This is a genomic window from Streptomyces sp. NBC_00353, from assembly GCF_036108815.1.
Lineage (GTDB): Bacteria > Actinomycetota > Actinomycetes > Streptomycetales > Streptomycetaceae > Streptomyces.
The window spans coordinates 7,949,551-7,964,154 of record NZ_CP107985.1; the positions used below are offsets into that span (position 1 = coordinate 7,949,551).

General features: G+C 70.7%; 12 protein-coding genes. 6 read left to right on the top strand and 6 right to left on the bottom strand.

What is annotated here, in order from left to right; all coding sequences use genetic code 11:
* Positions 1–5: 5 nt before the first annotated feature.
* Positions 6–542 (top strand): arginine repressor, encoded by a 537-nt coding sequence (locus OHA88_RS35825; protein WP_267006141.1) that lies wholly within the window; start codon positions 6–8, stop codon positions 540–542.
* A gap of 18 nt (positions 543–560) precedes the next feature.
* Here OHA88_RS35825 and OHA88_RS35830 read toward each other — a convergent pair whose 3' ends face one another.
* From OHA88_RS35830 to OHA88_RS35840, 3 genes are all read right to left on the bottom strand, one after another.
* Positions 561–1,262: a L,D-transpeptidase family protein gene (locus OHA88_RS35830; RefSeq protein ID WP_328628559.1), complete on the bottom strand. Its 702-nt coding sequence runs from the start codon at positions 1,260–1,262 to the stop codon at positions 561–563.
* Positions 1,263–1,326: 64 nt separating this feature from the next.
* Positions 1,327–1,917, bottom strand: a complete 591-nt coding sequence (locus OHA88_RS35835; RefSeq protein WP_328628560.1) for a pyridoxamine 5'-phosphate oxidase family protein — start codon at positions 1,915–1,917, stop codon at positions 1,327–1,329.
* 42 nt (positions 1,918–1,959) lie between these two features.
* On the bottom strand, positions 1,960–3,219 hold the full coding sequence (locus OHA88_RS35840) for a hypothetical protein (RefSeq protein WP_328628561.1): 1,260 nt from the start codon (positions 3,217–3,219) through the stop codon (positions 1,960–1,962).
* A 176-nt stretch (positions 3,220–3,395) separates the two neighbouring features.
* Here OHA88_RS35840 and OHA88_RS35845 point away from each other — a divergent pair, with 176 nt between their 5' ends.
* The 3 genes from OHA88_RS35845 (at position 3,396) to OHA88_RS35855 (ending at position 7,155) form a co-directional block, all read left to right on the top strand.
* On the top strand, positions 3,396–4,589 hold the full coding sequence (locus OHA88_RS35845) for an argininosuccinate synthase (protein ID WP_328628562.1): 1,194 nt from the start codon (positions 3,396–3,398) through the stop codon (positions 4,587–4,589).
* An 89-nt stretch (positions 4,590–4,678) separates the two neighbouring features.
* Positions 4,679–6,112, top strand: a complete 1,434-nt coding sequence (argH, locus tag OHA88_RS35850) for an argininosuccinate lyase (RefSeq protein WP_328628563.1) — start codon at positions 4,679–4,681, stop codon at positions 6,110–6,112.
* A 71-nt stretch (positions 6,113–6,183) separates the two neighbouring features.
* Positions 6,184–7,155: an aldo/keto reductase gene (locus OHA88_RS35855; protein ID WP_328628564.1), complete on the top strand. Its 972-nt coding sequence runs from the start codon at positions 6,184–6,186 to the stop codon at positions 7,153–7,155.
* Positions 7,156–7,343: 188 nt separating this feature from the next.
* Here OHA88_RS35855 and helR read toward each other — a convergent pair whose 3' ends face one another.
* On the bottom strand, positions 7,344–9,497 hold the full coding sequence (gene helR / locus OHA88_RS35860; protein ID WP_328628565.1) for an RNA polymerase recycling motor ATPase HelR: 2,154 nt from the start codon (positions 9,495–9,497) through the stop codon (positions 7,344–7,346).
* A gap of 194 nt (positions 9,498–9,691) precedes the next feature.
* Positions 9,692–10,927 (bottom strand): glycosyltransferase, encoded by a 1,236-nt coding sequence (locus OHA88_RS35865; RefSeq protein ID WP_328628566.1) that lies wholly within the window; start codon positions 10,925–10,927, stop codon positions 9,692–9,694.
* A gap of 746 nt (positions 10,928–11,673) precedes the next feature.
* Between OHA88_RS35865 and OHA88_RS35870 the strand changes: the two genes are divergently transcribed.
* The gene (locus OHA88_RS35870; protein WP_328628567.1) at positions 11,674–12,225 is read left to right on the top strand and encodes a TetR/AcrR family transcriptional regulator; all 552 of its coding nucleotides are present in this window, start codon (positions 11,674–11,676) and stop codon (positions 12,223–12,225) included.
* The gene (locus tag OHA88_RS35875; protein ID WP_328628568.1) at positions 12,222–13,766 is read left to right on the top strand and encodes an MFS transporter; all 1,545 of its coding nucleotides are present in this window, start codon (positions 12,222–12,224) and stop codon (positions 13,764–13,766) included. Before OHA88_RS35870 ends, OHA88_RS35875 begins: the two co-directional genes overlap by 4 nt.
* A 112-nt stretch (positions 13,767–13,878) precedes the next feature.
* On the opposite strand, the gene OHA88_RS35880 is transcribed toward OHA88_RS35875, so the two are convergent.
* Positions 13,879–14,550: a lysophospholipid acyltransferase family protein gene (locus tag OHA88_RS35880; RefSeq protein ID WP_267006150.1), complete on the bottom strand. Its 672-nt coding sequence runs from the start codon at positions 14,548–14,550 to the stop codon at positions 13,879–13,881.
* Positions 14,551–14,604: the final 54 nt, after the last annotated feature.

The window sequence follows — 14,604 nt, forward strand, 5'->3', positions numbered from 1 at the left end:
CGACGATGACCGAGGCGCAGGAATCCGAGTTCGGCGGGCCGTCCGTGCCGCAGACCCGCACGGCACGCCACCGCCGGATCGTGGACATCCTGAACCGGCTGCCGGTGCGCTCGCAGAGCCAGCTGGCGAAGCTCCTGGCCGACGACGGACTGAGCGTCACCCAGGCGACGCTCTCCCGCGATCTGGACGAACTGGGCGCGGTGAAGATCCGTAACACCGGCGGCGAGCTGATCTACGCCGTGCCGAGCGAGGGCGGCTTCCGCACCCCGCAGGCACCCCTCGGCGAGTCCGCCAAGGAGGAGCGGATGCGGCGCCTCTCCTCCGAACTGCTCATCTCGGCGGAGGCCTCGGCCAACCTCGTGGTGCTGCGTACGCCTCCGGGCGCGGCCCAGTTCCTGGCCTCGGCCATCGACCAGGCGGAGCTGCACGACGTCCTCGGTACCATCGCGGGCGACGACACGCTGATGCTGATCAGCCGCGACCCGGCGGGTGGTCAGGCGCTCGCCGACCACATGCTGCGGCTGGCGCAGAACGGTCGCTGAGCGACCCGGAGAGACGGATCAGTAGCGGGTGATCGCGGTCGTGCCCGAGTGGGTCCCGATCGCGATGTGCGGACGGCGGTCCGGGTCCGCCCAGGCCAGGATCCGGTCCATCGAGGGCGCCGGTACGGAGACACAGCCGGCGGTCGCACCGCTCCCGTTCACATGCAGGAAGATCCCCGCACCCCGCCCGCGCACCGGCCGGTCGTAGTTGAACCCGATGACCAGTGCGCGGGCGTACTGCTCCGGGTACGCGACCAGATGCTCGGCCTCGTCGGCCCCGCAGTCCGCGGGCAGCGGCTCCACCCAGCGGTTGTAGGCGCGCGCCGCGTCGTCCTGGCACCACCACGACCGGTCGCCCGCCCTGCGGTACGGATAGCGGGTCCCGGCCGGGGCCGCTTCGACGCCGAAGGCGTACGGAAGGTCGTACAGACCGGTGGGGGTGGTGTTCGTGCCCTGGACCCGCTTGTCCCCCTCGGTCAGCCCCTTCGCCCCGAACCGGGCCGGTGCGGACCCGGCCCGTACCCACTTCCCCGACTGCAGGTCCCACCAGCTGACGGTGCCCGTGGTGGATCCCGTGCCGGGTGCCTCGGCCGTGATCAGCTGCGAGCCGCCGCCCGTGTCGGCCAGCCGCTCCGGGAGCGGCGCCGTATCGGCGGGGCCGGCTGCCGACGAACCCACGAGGGCGAGCAGAACCGATCCGGTCACCAGAGATGTGCGCATGGACCGGACGGTAGACCCGACGGCGCCGGCCCACCGCCGCACGTACTCCGTGCGGCCCAGCGGCTCAGTCCGCCGTGGGCATCACGGGCAGCGGGAGCGGCAGTCCGGGCAGCCCGTCGATGCTCGTCGCGATGTGTTCCTTCTTGCCGAAGTACTCGCTGAGCGAGGTGTCGTCCTCGCGCGCGAAGCGCTGGGCGTGCAGCGGCCGGTCCTCCTCGTAGGACATGTACGGCACCGCGAATCCGCAGGTGTCCCGGATCAGCTCGGCCGTCACCACGATGATCGCGCGCAGCCCGTGCGGGGCCGGGTCGACGGGAAAACGGCCGAGCAGCCCCGGGAACCGCGGATCGTCACGGAAGACCGGCTCGCCGCGGCCGTGCACCCGCACGATGTTCGGCGGCCCCTGGAAGGCACACCACATCAGGGTGATGCGACCGTTCTCACGGAGATGGGCCACGGTCTCCGCGTTGCTCCCGGCGAAGTCCAGATAGGCGACGGTCCGCTCGTCGAGGACCACGAAGGAGCCGCTGACACCTTTCGGGGAGAGATTGACCGTGCCGTCACCGCCCAGTGGGGCGGTCGCGGTGAAGAAGATGTGCTGCTCCTCGATGAAGGTCCTGAGCCGTCCGTCGATACGTGCGTACGTCTTTCCCATGAGGCGATTATCGGCGCCGATGCGGCGTCCGGCAGGGGCATTTCAGCCGGTGGGACGCCGCTGCCGGACCGTCGCGCGGACGTGGGCTCGCAGCAGCCGCTCCGCCGCCACACGCAGCGCACGCGGCCGGTCCGCCCCGGTCCTGACGAGCAGCCACTCGTGCGGTATGCGGTCGGCGTCCGGCAGCAGAGCCTGCGTCACCGCCCGGACGACGGCGGGTGACGGATCGTCGAGGAGGGGCAGCAGCTGTTCGTGCCGCACCGCGTCGAGCGCGCGCAGGCCGGTGACGGCGTGGACGCGGACTGCGGGCACAGGGTGCGTCACCAGGGACCACAATGCCGGGGCGTCCTCCCTGGTGCCGCACTCGCCGAGCCCGGCCGGGGCCGCGGGGCAGGCGGCCGGGTCGGCGCACATCGACCGGTAGAGGGGGAGCGGATCGATGCCGCCCTGCCGCAGTACATAGCGGGCACAGGCCCGTACGACCCCGGACCGGTCGGCGAGGAACGCCGCGGCCTCGCCCTGCCGCCCGGCCCGCCGCAGCGCGGTGACACCGGCGGCCCGTACCCGGGGCGTCCGCGCGGACAGCAGCGAGCCCAGCACCTCGTCGTACGCCCCGTCCCGCACCCCGGCGATCGCGGCCTCCGCACACAGCGTCTGGATGCGCACATCGTCCGAGGCGGCGGCTGCGGTGCGGGCCAGCGTCGCCGGGGCGAGGAGACCGCGATCGACCGCGATGCGGTACACGAACCGGCGTGTGGCCCGGTCCTCGCCGGTGAGCAGCGCCACGACGTCCTCGGCGGGCCCTTCGCGCAACGCACGGTCCAGCCGTTCGCGGGCGAAGTCACCCTGCTCACGCCTGGACAGCCGCAGCGCCAGCGCGGTCAGCGGCGGCAGCTCCCGGCCGGGAATCTCCGAGAACAGTGCCCGAGCCCGGTCGCGCACCGGGCCGGCCCAGTCCGCGCAGCGCACGACCAGCAGCGGGCGCAGAGCCGGCGAGCGGGGGACCCACTCGAGTGCCGCCTTCCGGATCCGGCCGTCCGGATGGCACAGCGCGACGGCGAGCAACGGCTCGTCCGGAGGTGTCCTGGACCAATTCACCGAGGGCAGCGGAGCGTCCCAGCTCCAGCGCAGTCTCCGGCCGTCGGCCCAGTCGTGCGACGGGAGCAGCCCGGGCGCCTCGTACGAGAGGATCCGTACCCCGAGATCGAGGGCCGTCCAGGCTTCGGCCGACGAGGTGTCCAGTGCTTCCCGGAGCGGTATGCCCCGGGCCAGCCGTTCAGCGGTCTCGTAGTCGCTGCTCATCACGCGCCCCCAGCAGGTATGCAGAGGCCGATCGTAGGGGGCCGCACGGTGTCCGAGCCCGGCATTTATGGTCCGGGCTCGCACGTTCGGGTGAGCCGGTGATCAGCAGCTTTGACAAACCATACGGAGGATTGCATAGTTATACCCAACAGTGATTGCACCGTAAGGAGAAACCCGTGACCGAGCGCGTCGTACTCGCCTACTCGGGCGGCCTGGACACCTCCGTCGCCATCGGCTGGATCGCCGAGGAGACGGGCGCCGAGGTCATCGCCGTTGCCGTGGATGTCGGCCAGGGCGGCGAGGACCTGGACGTCATTCGTAAGCGCGCGCTCGCCTGCGGTGCCGTCGAGGCCGAGGTCGCGGACGCCAAGGACGAGTTCGCCGAGGAGTACTGTCTCCCGGCGATCAAGGCCAACGCCCTCTACATGGACCGCTACCCGCTGGTGTCGGCCCTCTCCCGGCCGACCATCGTCAAGCACCTCGTCGCCGCCGCCAACAAGCACAACGCCGGCATCGTCGCCCACGGCTGCACCGGCAAGGGCAACGACCAGGTCCGCTTCGAAGCCGGCATCTCCGCGCTCGGCCCCGACCTGAAGTGCATCGCCCCGGTCCGTGACTACGCGATGACCCGGGACAAGGCGATCGCCTTCTGCGAGGAGAAGAACCTCCCGATCGCGACCACCAAGAAGTCCCCGTACTCGATCGACCAGAACGTCTTCGGGCGCGCCGTCGAGACGGGCTTCCTGGAGGACATCTGGAACGCCCCGATCGAGGACATCTACGAGTACACCGAGAACCCGGCCACCCCGCGCGAGGCCGACGAGGTCGTCATCTCCTTCAAGGAGGGCGTCCCGGTCGCCATCGACGGCAAGCCCGTCACCGTCCTCCAGGCGATCCAGCGGCTCAACGAGCGGGCCGGCGCCCAGGGCATCGGCCGGATCGACATGGTCGAGGACCGGCTCGTCGGCATCAAGTCCCGCGAGGTGTACGAGGCCCCCGGTGCGATCGCACTGATCACCGCCCACCAGGAGCTGGAGAACGTCACCGTCGAGCGCGAGCTGGCCCGCTACAAGCGGCAGGTCGAGCAGCGCTGGGGCGAGATGGTCTACGACGGCCTGTGGTTCTCCCCGCTCAAGCGCGCCCTGGACGGCTTCATCAACGAGGCCAACCAGCACGTCACCGGTGACATCCGGATGACGCTGCACGCCGGCCGCGCCGTCGTCACCGGCCGGAAGTCCAGCGAGTCGCTGTACGACTTCAACCTCGCCACCTACGACTCGGGCGACACGTTCGACCAGTCCAAGGCGCAGGGCTTCATCGAGATCTTCGGCCTTTCGTCGAAGATCGCCGCCAAGCGTGACCTGGCCTGACGCCACCCCGTTTACGTCACCGCCTCCCCGTTCCTCCGCGGCGGGGAGGCGGTCGCACATCCACCCTCTTGTCTCTTGAGGAGCACGCAGTGAGCAATGGCAACGGCAACAGCGACGTACGCCTCTGGGGCGCCCGCTTCGCCGACGGTCCGGCCGAGGCGCTGGCGAAGCTGTCCGCCTCCGTCCACTTCGACTGGCGGCTCGCGCCGTACGACATCGCCGGCTCCCGCGCCCACGCTCGCGTCCTCAACAAGGCGGGCCTGCTCACCGAGGACGAGCTGACCCGCATGATCGCCGGCCTCGACCAGCTCGAAGCCGATGTCGCCGACGGGTCGTTCACCGGCACCATCGCCGACGAGGACGTCCACACCGCGCTGGAGCGTGGACTGCTGGAGCGCCTGGGCCCGGACCTCGGCGGCAAGCTGCGCGCCGGCCGGTCCCGCAACGACCAGATCGCCACGCTCTTCCGGATGTACCTGCGCGACCACGCCCGGATCATCGGCGGTCTGATCGCCGAGCTCCAGGACGCGCTGGTCGGTCTCGCCGAGGCCCACCCGGACGTCGCCATGCCGGGCCGGACGCACCTGCAGCACGCTCAGCCCGTCCTCTTCGCCCACCACGTCCTGGCCCACGTGCAGTCCCTGTCCCGGGATGCCGAGCGCCTGCGGCAGTGGGACGAGCGGACGGCCGTGTCCCCGTACGGCTCCGGCGCGCTGGCCGGCTCCTCGCTCGGTCTCGACCCGGAGGCGGTCGCCGCGGACCTCGGCTTCGAGCACGGTTCCGTCGCCAACTCCATCGACGGCACGGCCTCCCGCGACTTCGTCGCCGAGTTCGCGTTCATCACCGCGATGATCGGCGTCAACCTCTCCCGGATCGCGGAGGAGGTCATCATCTGGAACACGAAGGAGTTCTCCTTCGTCACCCTGCACGACGCCTTCTCCACCGGCTCCTCGATCATGCCGCAGAAGAAGAACCCGGACATCGCCGAGCTGGCCCGCGGCAAGTCCGGGCGCCTCATCGGCAACCTGACGGGGCTGATGGCCACGCTGAAAGCCCTCCCGCTCGCGTACAACCGCGACCTCCAGGAGGACAAGGAGCCGGTCTTCGACTCCTGTGACCAGCTCGAGGTCCTGCTGCCTGCCTTCACCGGCATGATGGCCACGCTGACCGTCAACCGCGAGCGGATGGAGGAGCTGGCCCCGGCGGGCTTCTCGCTCGCCACCGACATCGCCGAGTGGCTGGTCAAGAAGGGCGTCCCGTTCCGCGTCGCGCACGAGGTCGCGGGCGAGTGCGTCAAGGAGTGCGAGCAGCACGGCATCGAGCTCGACGAGCTCACCGACGAGCAGTTCACGAAGATCTCCGAGCACCTCACCCCCGAGGTCCGCACGGTCCTCGACGTGCCGGGCGCCCTCGCCTCGCGTGACGGACGCGGCGGTACGGCCCCGTCGGCCGTCGCCGTACAGCTCGCCGAGGTCAAGAACGACCTGGCGGCACAGCACGCATGGGCCACCGCCCGTCAGTAGGTCACGGGAACGGCATCGCGGGCTACGTTGGTCGGGACGGAGTTACGGACCCGACCCACGAGGAGCCCGCGATGCCCTTCGCCCGCCTGGCCTCAGCGACGACCCCGACCGCCCATATCGGGCTCGGCCTGGCCGCGGTCGGCAGGCCCGCCTACATCAATCTCCACCGCGACCGGGACCTGCCCGGGACCCGCAGCGTCGAGGCATTGCGCGAGCACACTCATGAGCTTCTCGACGCCGCCTATGCGCAGGGCGTCCGCTACTTCGACGCCGCCCGCTCCTACGGCCGCGCCGAGGAGTTCCTCGGCGACTGGCTGACCACCCGCCCGGATGTGCGCGACGTCGTCATCGGCAGCAAATGGGGCTACACCTACACCGCCGACTGGAGCGTCGACGTCGAGGCGCACGAGGTCAAGGACCACAGCCTCACCACCTTCGAACGCCAGCGTGCCGAGACCGAGGCGCTGTTGGGCGACCGGCTCGACCTCTACCAGATCCACTCCGTGACAGCCGACAGTCCGGCCCTCACCGACAAGGAACTGCACGAGCGGCTCGCCGCCCTCGCCGCAGACGGGGTCACCGTCGGCCTGTCCACCAGCGGTCCCGGCCAGGCGGACGCCATCCGCGCCGCCCTCGCCGTCACCGTCGACGGCGAGCCCCTCTTCCGTACCGTCCAGGCCACCTACAACGCCCTGGAGACGTCGGCCGGACAGGCGCTCGCCGAGGCGCACGACGCCGGGCTGACCGTGATCGTCAAGGAAGCGATGGCCAACGGCCGGCTCGCCGGAACGGACGCTCCCGCGGTCGTCCAGGAGATCGCTGCCGAGGCGGGCCTCGGCAGCGACGCGGTCGCGCTCGCGCTCATCCTGCACCAGCCGTGGGCGGGCGTCGTCCTCTCCGGCGCGGCGACCGTCACCCAGCTCCTCAGCAACCTCCACGCCCCCGTCCTCGACCTCGACGAGCAGCGGCGGGACCGGCTGGACGCGCTGGTGGAGGAGCCCGAGGCGTACTGGCGCCACCGCGCCGGCCTGCCCTGGAGCTGACCGGCGAGGCGTCCCGATCGGGGTCAGCTCCCGCTCGGTCCGCGCCCACTGCGCCGGCGCGTCGAAGTCCGCCCGCCCCAGGCCGATCCACGGGTGGATCCGGCGCAGCGGCGCCTCGCCCTGTCCGTGCCCGGCGACGTCCTCCCGGTCCCGCTCGGTGATCTCGACCCGGGCGAACGGCCGCGACGTCAGGAGCTCGTGAGGATGACGAGTTGCTGGGTGGCCCGGGTCATGGCGACATAGCGGTCGACCGCTCCTTCGATGCCCTTGCCGAACTCCTCCGGGTCGATGAGGACGACCAGGTCGAACTCGAGCCCCTTCGACAGCTCCGGAGTCAGCGACCGGACGCGGGACGTCGTCCGGAACGTGGGATCGCCGATGACGCAGGCGATCCCGTCGGCGTGTGCGGCGAGCCAGGTGTCGAGGACCGAGGTCAGATCCGAAACAGATCCGTGTACGACGGGGACGCCGCTGCTGCGGATGGAGGCCGGCACGTTGGCGTCCGGGAGTACGGCCCGGATGACCGGCTCGGCTTCCGCCATGACTTCTTCCGGCGTCCGGTAGTTGATGCTCAGGGAGGCCAGGTTGATCCGGTCGATCCCGATCCGCTCGAGCCGTTCCTGCCACGACTCCGTGAACCCGTGCCTGGCCTGGGCACGGTCCCCGACGATGGTGAAGCTCCGGGACGGGCACCGGGCCAGCAGCATCTGCCACTCGGCGTCGGTCAGTTCCTGAGCCTCGTCCACGACGATGTGCGCGAACGGGCCGGCGAGCAGGTCCGGTTCGACGGTGGGCAGTGCGGTCTCGTCGACCAGGGCGTCCTGCAGGTCCTGTCCGCGCAGCATCCCCACCGCGCCTTCGCTCTCGTCGATCAGGATGTTCTGCAGCAGGCCGTCGATGACGTCGGTCCTGCGCGCGCGTTCGGCGGCGACAGAGGCGTCGTGCCGACGCTTGCGTCGCGAGGCCTCCGGGTCGCCGAGCCGCTGCCGTGCGGCGTCCAGGAGCGGCAGGTCGGACACCGTCCAGGCCTGGGCGTCGCCTCGCTGCAGCTTCTGAACGTCGTCGGGGCCGAGCCAGGGAGCGCACATCCGGAGATAGGCGGGTACCGACCACAGGTCTCCCACGAGGTCAGCCGCTTCCAGCAGCGGCCACGCGCGGTCGAAGGTCGTGAGCAGTTCCCTGTTCTGCCGCAGCGACTTGCGGAGCAGGTCGGCCGATACGTCGCCGTCGTGCTTGTCCACCAGGATCGTGAGCAGCTCCTCCCAGACCTGATCGCGGGCCTCGTTGTGCGGAGTACCGGGTTCTGCCGCTTCGAACGCCACGGCCCAGTCGTCGGCGCTCAGCCGGATGTCGGACCAGTGGGTCGTGACCGTCATCCCCTTGGTGGGCGGTTCCTCGTAGAACCTGACGGTCGTCTCGATCGCTTTCACCAGGTTCGCGGACGACTTCAGGGCGGCCACGTCCGGGTCGGCCTCGATGGCTGCTGCGGCTCCCTCGGCGACGAGGTCCCGCAGGGTGCAGGTCTGCACGCCCTCCTCTCCGAGGCTGGGGAGGACGTCGGCGACGTAGGCCAGGTAGGGCCGGTGCGGACCGACGAACAGCACACCGCCCCGACGGTGACCGAGGCGAGGGTCGGAGTGGAGGAGGTAGGCGGAGCGGTGCAGAGCGACGACGGTCTTCCCCGTACCCGGGCCGCCGTCGACCACGAGAGCGCCGCGGGATCCCGCGCGGATGATGGCGTCCTGGTCGGCCTGGATGGTGCCGAGCACGTCTCGCATCCGAGCCGACCTGTTGCTGCCCAGACTGGCGATGAAGGCGGACTGGTCGTCGAGCGCGGCGTGCCCGACGAACCCGTCCGAGGTGAAGACCTCGTCCCAGTAGTCGCCGATCCGGCCTCGGGTCCAGCGATACCTGCGGCGGCTCACCAGACCCATCGGGTTGGCGTGGGTGGCTCCGAAGAACGGCTCAGCCGCGGGGGAGCGCCAGTCGAGCAGCAGTCGGCGACCCGCGCTGTCCGTAAGACCGAGTCGTCCGACGTACACCGGCTCGGCGCTGTCCGCGCTGACCATGTGTCCGAGGCACAGGTCCAGACCGAAGCGACGCAGTGCGCGCAGGCGCGTGGTCAGCCGGTGGATCTCCATGTCCCGGTCCATCGCCTGCCGGCCCACGCCGCCGGGCGCTCTGCGCTCGGCGGCGAGGCGGTCGGACAGTTCGGTGATCGCCTGCTCAAGGCTCTTTGCGAGGGCCGCGAAGTGCTGCTCGTCACCGGCGATCAGCGTCGGGTCGGCCTTGGGGGAAAGGTGGTCGGGAAGGTCGAACACGCTGGTGGTCAGCGGGTGCACGTCATCGGCTCCGATCTGAGGTCGCTCGCGACCGTTCTTTTGCGCGCAGCAAGGCATCTGGACTGGCGTGACGAACCTGGTGGCCATGACGAGCAACGCTCCGCCCGGCGTGGCCCCGTGGCCGTTGCCGGTCCAGGTCGCCGGGGTCGGCGGGTTCTCGTGTTCCGGTTCCCGGCTCGGTGATCCCGCGTGGTTCACGCGGACATCGGCGGCCTTTCCCGGCCGATCGCGTCGAGCAGCAACTTCGCGGCCACCGTCGCCCCGTCGGTGCGGATCGTGCCGGCCACGGCGGTCGCTCGGGCGCGGGACTCAGGTGTCAGGGCCGTCTTGAGCGCGGCGGACAAGGACTCGGTGGTCGGGGTCGGACCGTCGTGTGCCGCGCCGATGCCCAGGTCGGCCACCCGGCCGGCCCAGTACGGCTGGTCCGCCGACTGAGGTACCACCACCTGCGGTGCGCCGGCCCGGGCGGCCGTCGTCGTCGTGCCCGCGCCGCCGTGGTGCACGACGGCGGCCACCCGGCCGAACAGTGCCTGCTGGTTGACCTCGCCGACGACGAAGCAGTCGTCCAGGTCGTCGATCAGGGCCAGGTCGGCCCAGCCGCGGGAGGTGAGTACGCGGCAACCCTGTGCGCGGACGGCCTCGATGGCCACCTGGGCGACGTCCTTCGAGGCGCGCATGGGCATGCTGCCGAAGCCCACATACACCGGTGGTTCGCCGGCCTGCAGGAACGCTTCCAGGTCGTCCGGGAGCGGGCGTTCGTCCGGCAGGATCCACGCGCCGGTCTGCACGACGTCGAGGTCCGGCGTCTTCTGCCACGGGTCCAGGGTCGGGTCCGTCGCCAGCCACGGCCGGTCGCCGATGACGTAGTCGCGGACGTTGTCCACCGGGGGCAGGCCGATCGACGCCCGGTTGACGTTGAGCGCCTCACCGAACAGTGCGTCGATGCTCTCGGCGTCGAGGTCCCACAGCACCCGGTTGTCGGTCACGTCCGGCGGGAACGGCCGGCCCGGATAGGCCAGCGGCGGGTGGTGCGGCGACGGCAGGGTGAGCTGCTGGAAGGTCACGGACACGGAGCGGATGCCCAGTTTCTCGGCCACCGACCGCGCGCCGGCCGCGGCCGGCATCATGCCGGTCGCCACCAGCGCATCACATCCCTCGGCCGCCGTGGTGACCGCGGCGAACTGACTGGCGATCAACTCGGCCGCGCGGCGGGGCAGGTCCGCCGACGACGGCGCCGCCGTCGTCAGCGCGCGCGCCGACTGGCCGACGGGCACCATCGGCACGCCGACACCGGCCAGCCGCTGCGCGAAGTCCTCGTCCGGCGGCGCGCACACCCGCACCTCCGCGCCGAGTGCCCGCAACTGCACCGCGAGTCCCACCAGCGGCTCGACATCCCCACGCGAGCCATACGTAGACAACAACACACGCACTCCGTGACTCTCCCATTTCCGTCGGGTCCGGCTTCGGCCGCCGATTCTGCGGCATGACCCGGGTCTTGCCGCAAGGCCCCCCATGCGCTATAAGTTGAGAGTGGAAAGGAGTGGGTACTCCCCTTTCCCTCTTCGTCTTTCCCCTTGTCCGTCCGCTGCGGACGGACAACCTCCTCGAGAAGCGGTGCCTCGCCGCGTAGGACACTGTCGGCCCAGGGGAATCTCCCGTCGGCCCACGGATGCAGCCGCGGAACGAGAAGTTCTTCACCCTCCTGACGAGCCACCGGCGACCGGTTGTTCACGAGCCACCGGCGGCCGGCGATCAGTCCGAGGCTGGCCGCCCGTCCGGTGGATGCCCACGACCCGGGCCATGAAGCGGTCGGCGGTACGCCCCAAGGGTGGTCCCGTAATCCCCGGCGGGCGCCTACGGCACCGCCCTCGGTCGCTCAGACGCGCGACGGTGCGCGAACCGGTGAATCGCGGACTCGCCCGGCACGACGCGCCGGAGACAGCCCTGCGGGAGCCTAGGGTCGCTCGCATGACGACCCTCGACCTGGCAGCCCGCGGCCGACGCATCGAGTTGAAATCGGCCGCGACCGTGGTACCTCGGCCGACCCGCAGCACGCCCTTTCCGGTGCCCGGAAGCCGCCCCGGCGCCCGATAGGTGCCGGAAAACCAGCGCTTCGCACCGGAGAACCCGGAGAAAGAATGAGACGATGATGTCTCATTTGGGTTATGGTCGTCTCATGACTGTCGACCGTGAGCAGGTGCTGCGCAGCGCCGCGGCTCTGCTGACCCGTAAATCGACCGCCACCATGGATGAGGTCGCCAAGGCCGCGGGCATCGGACGCGCCACCCTGCACCGGCACTTCGCCGGACGGGACGCCCTGGTCAGAGCGTTGGAGAACCTGGGGATCCAGGAATTCGAAGCGGCTCTCGACGCCGCCGCGCTCGACGAGGGCTCCTCGGAGCAGGCGCTGCGCCGGCTGATCGCGGCTGTCGAGCCGAGCGCCGGACTGCTGTCCTTCCTCGTCACCGAGAACCAGCTCTTCGAGGGCGACGAGATGAATGAGGGCTGGAACCGGCTGGACGCGCGGGTCTCCGCCTTCTTCCGGCGGGGACAGGAGCGCGGCGAGATCCGGATCGACCTGACCCCCGCCTGGCTGACCGAGGCCCTGTACGGGCTCGTCTCCACCGGCGCCTGGGCCGTCCAGGCGGGCCGGGTCGCCGGACAGGACTTCCAGTACATGATCGTCGAGTTGTTGCTCGGCGGAGCACGCCGGAGCGTGGAGCAATGACCAGCATCGAACAGCACGCGGAGACCTCGGACGAGCTGCGCCGCCCCGGACGGTGGATCGCGCTCGCCGTGCTCGTCCTCGCCGTGCTGCTGGTGGCCATCGACGCCACGGTCCTGGGCCTTGCGACGCCGTTCCTCACCGAGGATCTCGAGCCGACCGGCACCCAGCTGCTCTGGATCGGCGACGTCTACTCGTTCGTCATCGCCGGGCTCCTGGTCTCCATGGGCAGCCTCGGCGACCGCATCGGCCGCAAGAAGCTGTTGCTGAGCGGCGCCATCGCGTTCGGCGCGGTCTCCGTGCTCAACGCGTACGCGAACAGCCCCGAGATGATGATCCTGGCGCGGGCGCTGCTCGGCGTCGCGGGCGCCACCTTGATGCCGTCCACCCTCGCCCTGATCCGCAACCTCTTCAACGACCCGCGCGAGCGCTCGCTGGCCATCGGCATCTGGGGCGCCATGGCCTCCGCGGGCGCGGCCGTCGGCCCGGTCGTCGGCGGGTTCCTGCTGGAGCACTTCTGGTGGGGGTCGGTCTTCCTGATCAATCTGCCGGTGATGGCGGTCCTCGTGGTCGTCGGCGTCCGGATGATCCCCGAGTCGAAGAACCCGGCCCCGGGCCCCTGGGACCTGATGAGTGTCGCGCTCTCCCTGGTCGGCATGATCGGTGTCGTGTACGCCATCAAGGATCTGGCCGCGCACGGGGCGAGCTGGGAGGTCGCCGTCGCCGGCATCGGCGGTGCGGCCGCGCTCTGGTGGTTCGTACGCAGGCAGCTCAAGCTGCCGGATCCGCTGCTGGACATGCGGCTGTTCCACCACCGGGGTTTCTCGGGCGCCGTCCTCGCCGATCTGCTGACCATCCTCGGCCTGTCCGGGCTGGTCTTCTTCCTCTCCCAGTTCCTGCAACTGGTCCAGGGGCGCGGCCCGCTGGAGGCCGGACTCGCCGAGTTGCCGGCCGCCGTCGGCGCGGTGACCTGCGGTCTGATCGCCGGTCAGGCCGCCCGCCGGTTCACGGTCCGGTTCGTGGTGTCCGCCGGACTCGCGGCAGTCGGCGTCGCGCTCGCCGCCGTCACCTTCGTCCACCAGGAGACCGGCTATCCACTGATCGGCCTTCTGCTGCTGGTCGTCGGCATCGGCGCGGGCTTCGCCTTCACCGTGACCTCCGACGTGATCCTCTCCAGCGTCCCGAAGGAGCACGCGGGCTCCGCGTCCGCGGTCTCCGAGACGGCGTACGAACTCGGCGCGGCTCTCGGCATCGCCCTGCTCGGCTCCATCGTCACCGGCGTCTACCAGGACTTCGTCACCCCGCACGGTGTCCCGGCCGATGCCGCCGCGGCGGCCCATGAATCCCTGGGCGGCGCCGTCGAAGCGGCGCAGGGCATTCCGGCGGATCAGGCGCACGCACTGGTCTCGGCGGCACAGGACTCGTTCGTCGACGGGTTGCACATCGCCGCGGGCATCGGCGCGGCGGTTCTGATCGCGACGGCGGCCGCCGCCTGGTTCCTGCTGCGCGGCCAGGCGCTGGAGGAGGAGATCGAGCATCCGTAGAGCCGCCCGCGAGCTGTCGCGCCTTCGGCCGTACGAGTGGTTGTGAGATACGGAAGGGCCCGTACCGCCAAGCGGGGTACGGGCCCTTCGGACGTCCTGCGGATCGGCCGGATCAGGCGGCCTTGGCCTTCGTCGCATACATGTCGACGTACTCCTGGCCGGAGAGCCGCATCACCTCGGCCATCACGGAGTCCGTCACCGCCCGCAGCACGTAGCGGTCGCGGTCCATGCCCTCGTAGCGGGAGAACTCCATCGGCTCACCGAACCGGACCGTCACCTTGCCGGGCCTGGGGAGTCCCGCACCGCCCGGCTGCAGCTTGTCCGTGCCGATCATCGCGAACGGCACCACCGGCGCGCCCGTCATCAGCGTCAGCCGTGCGATGCCCGTACGGCCCCGGTAGAGCCGCCCGTCGGGGGAGCGGGTGCCCTCCGGGTAGATGGCGAACGCCTTGCCCTGCTCCAGCACCCGATGGCCCGTCATCAGCGCCGCGACACCGCCGCGGCCGCCGTCCCGGTCCACCGGGATCATGCCGCAGCCGGTGAAGAACCAGGCCATCATCCGGCCCTTGAGCCCCTTGCCCGTCACGTACTCGTCCTTGCCGATGTAGAACACCGGCCGGTCGCAGCAGATCGGCATGATCATCGAGTCGATGAACGTCAGATGGTTGCCCGCGAGGATCACCGGACCGTCTCCGGGGATGTTCTCCACGCCTTCCACCTGGGGGCGGAACATCAGGCGCAAGAGCGGTCCGAGCACTGCCTTGATGAGTGCGTGTCGGGACAACGGTTCCTCCGGTGTAGTGGCCAGGGCCGGCCGAGGCGCGGGATCGTGACGGTA

Coding starts and splice junctions, on each gene's coding strand:
- OHA88_RS35830 (WP_328628559.1), bottom strand. CDS start 1,262: ATGCGCACATCTCTGGTGACCGGATCGGTTCTGCTCGCCCTCGTGGGT.
- OHA88_RS35835 (WP_328628560.1), bottom strand. CDS start 1,917: ATGGGAAAGACGTACGCACGTATCGACGGACGGCTCAGGACCTTCATC.
- OHA88_RS35840 (WP_328628561.1), bottom strand. CDS start 3,219: ATGAGCAGCGACTACGAGACCGCTGAACGGCTGGCCCGGGGCATACCG.
- OHA88_RS35855 (WP_328628564.1), top strand. CDS start 6,184: ATGCCCTTCGCCCGCCTGGCCTCAGCGACGACCCCGACCGCCCATATC.
- OHA88_RS35875 (WP_328628568.1), top strand. CDS start 12,222: ATGACCAGCATCGAACAGCACGCGGAGACCTCGGACGAGCTGCGCCGC.
- OHA88_RS35870 (WP_328628567.1), top strand. CDS start 11,674: ATGACTGTCGACCGTGAGCAGGTGCTGCGCAGCGCCGCGGCTCTGCTG.
- OHA88_RS35825 (WP_267006141.1), top strand. CDS start 6: ATGACCGAGGCGCAGGAATCCGAGTTCGGCGGGCCGTCCGTGCCGCAG.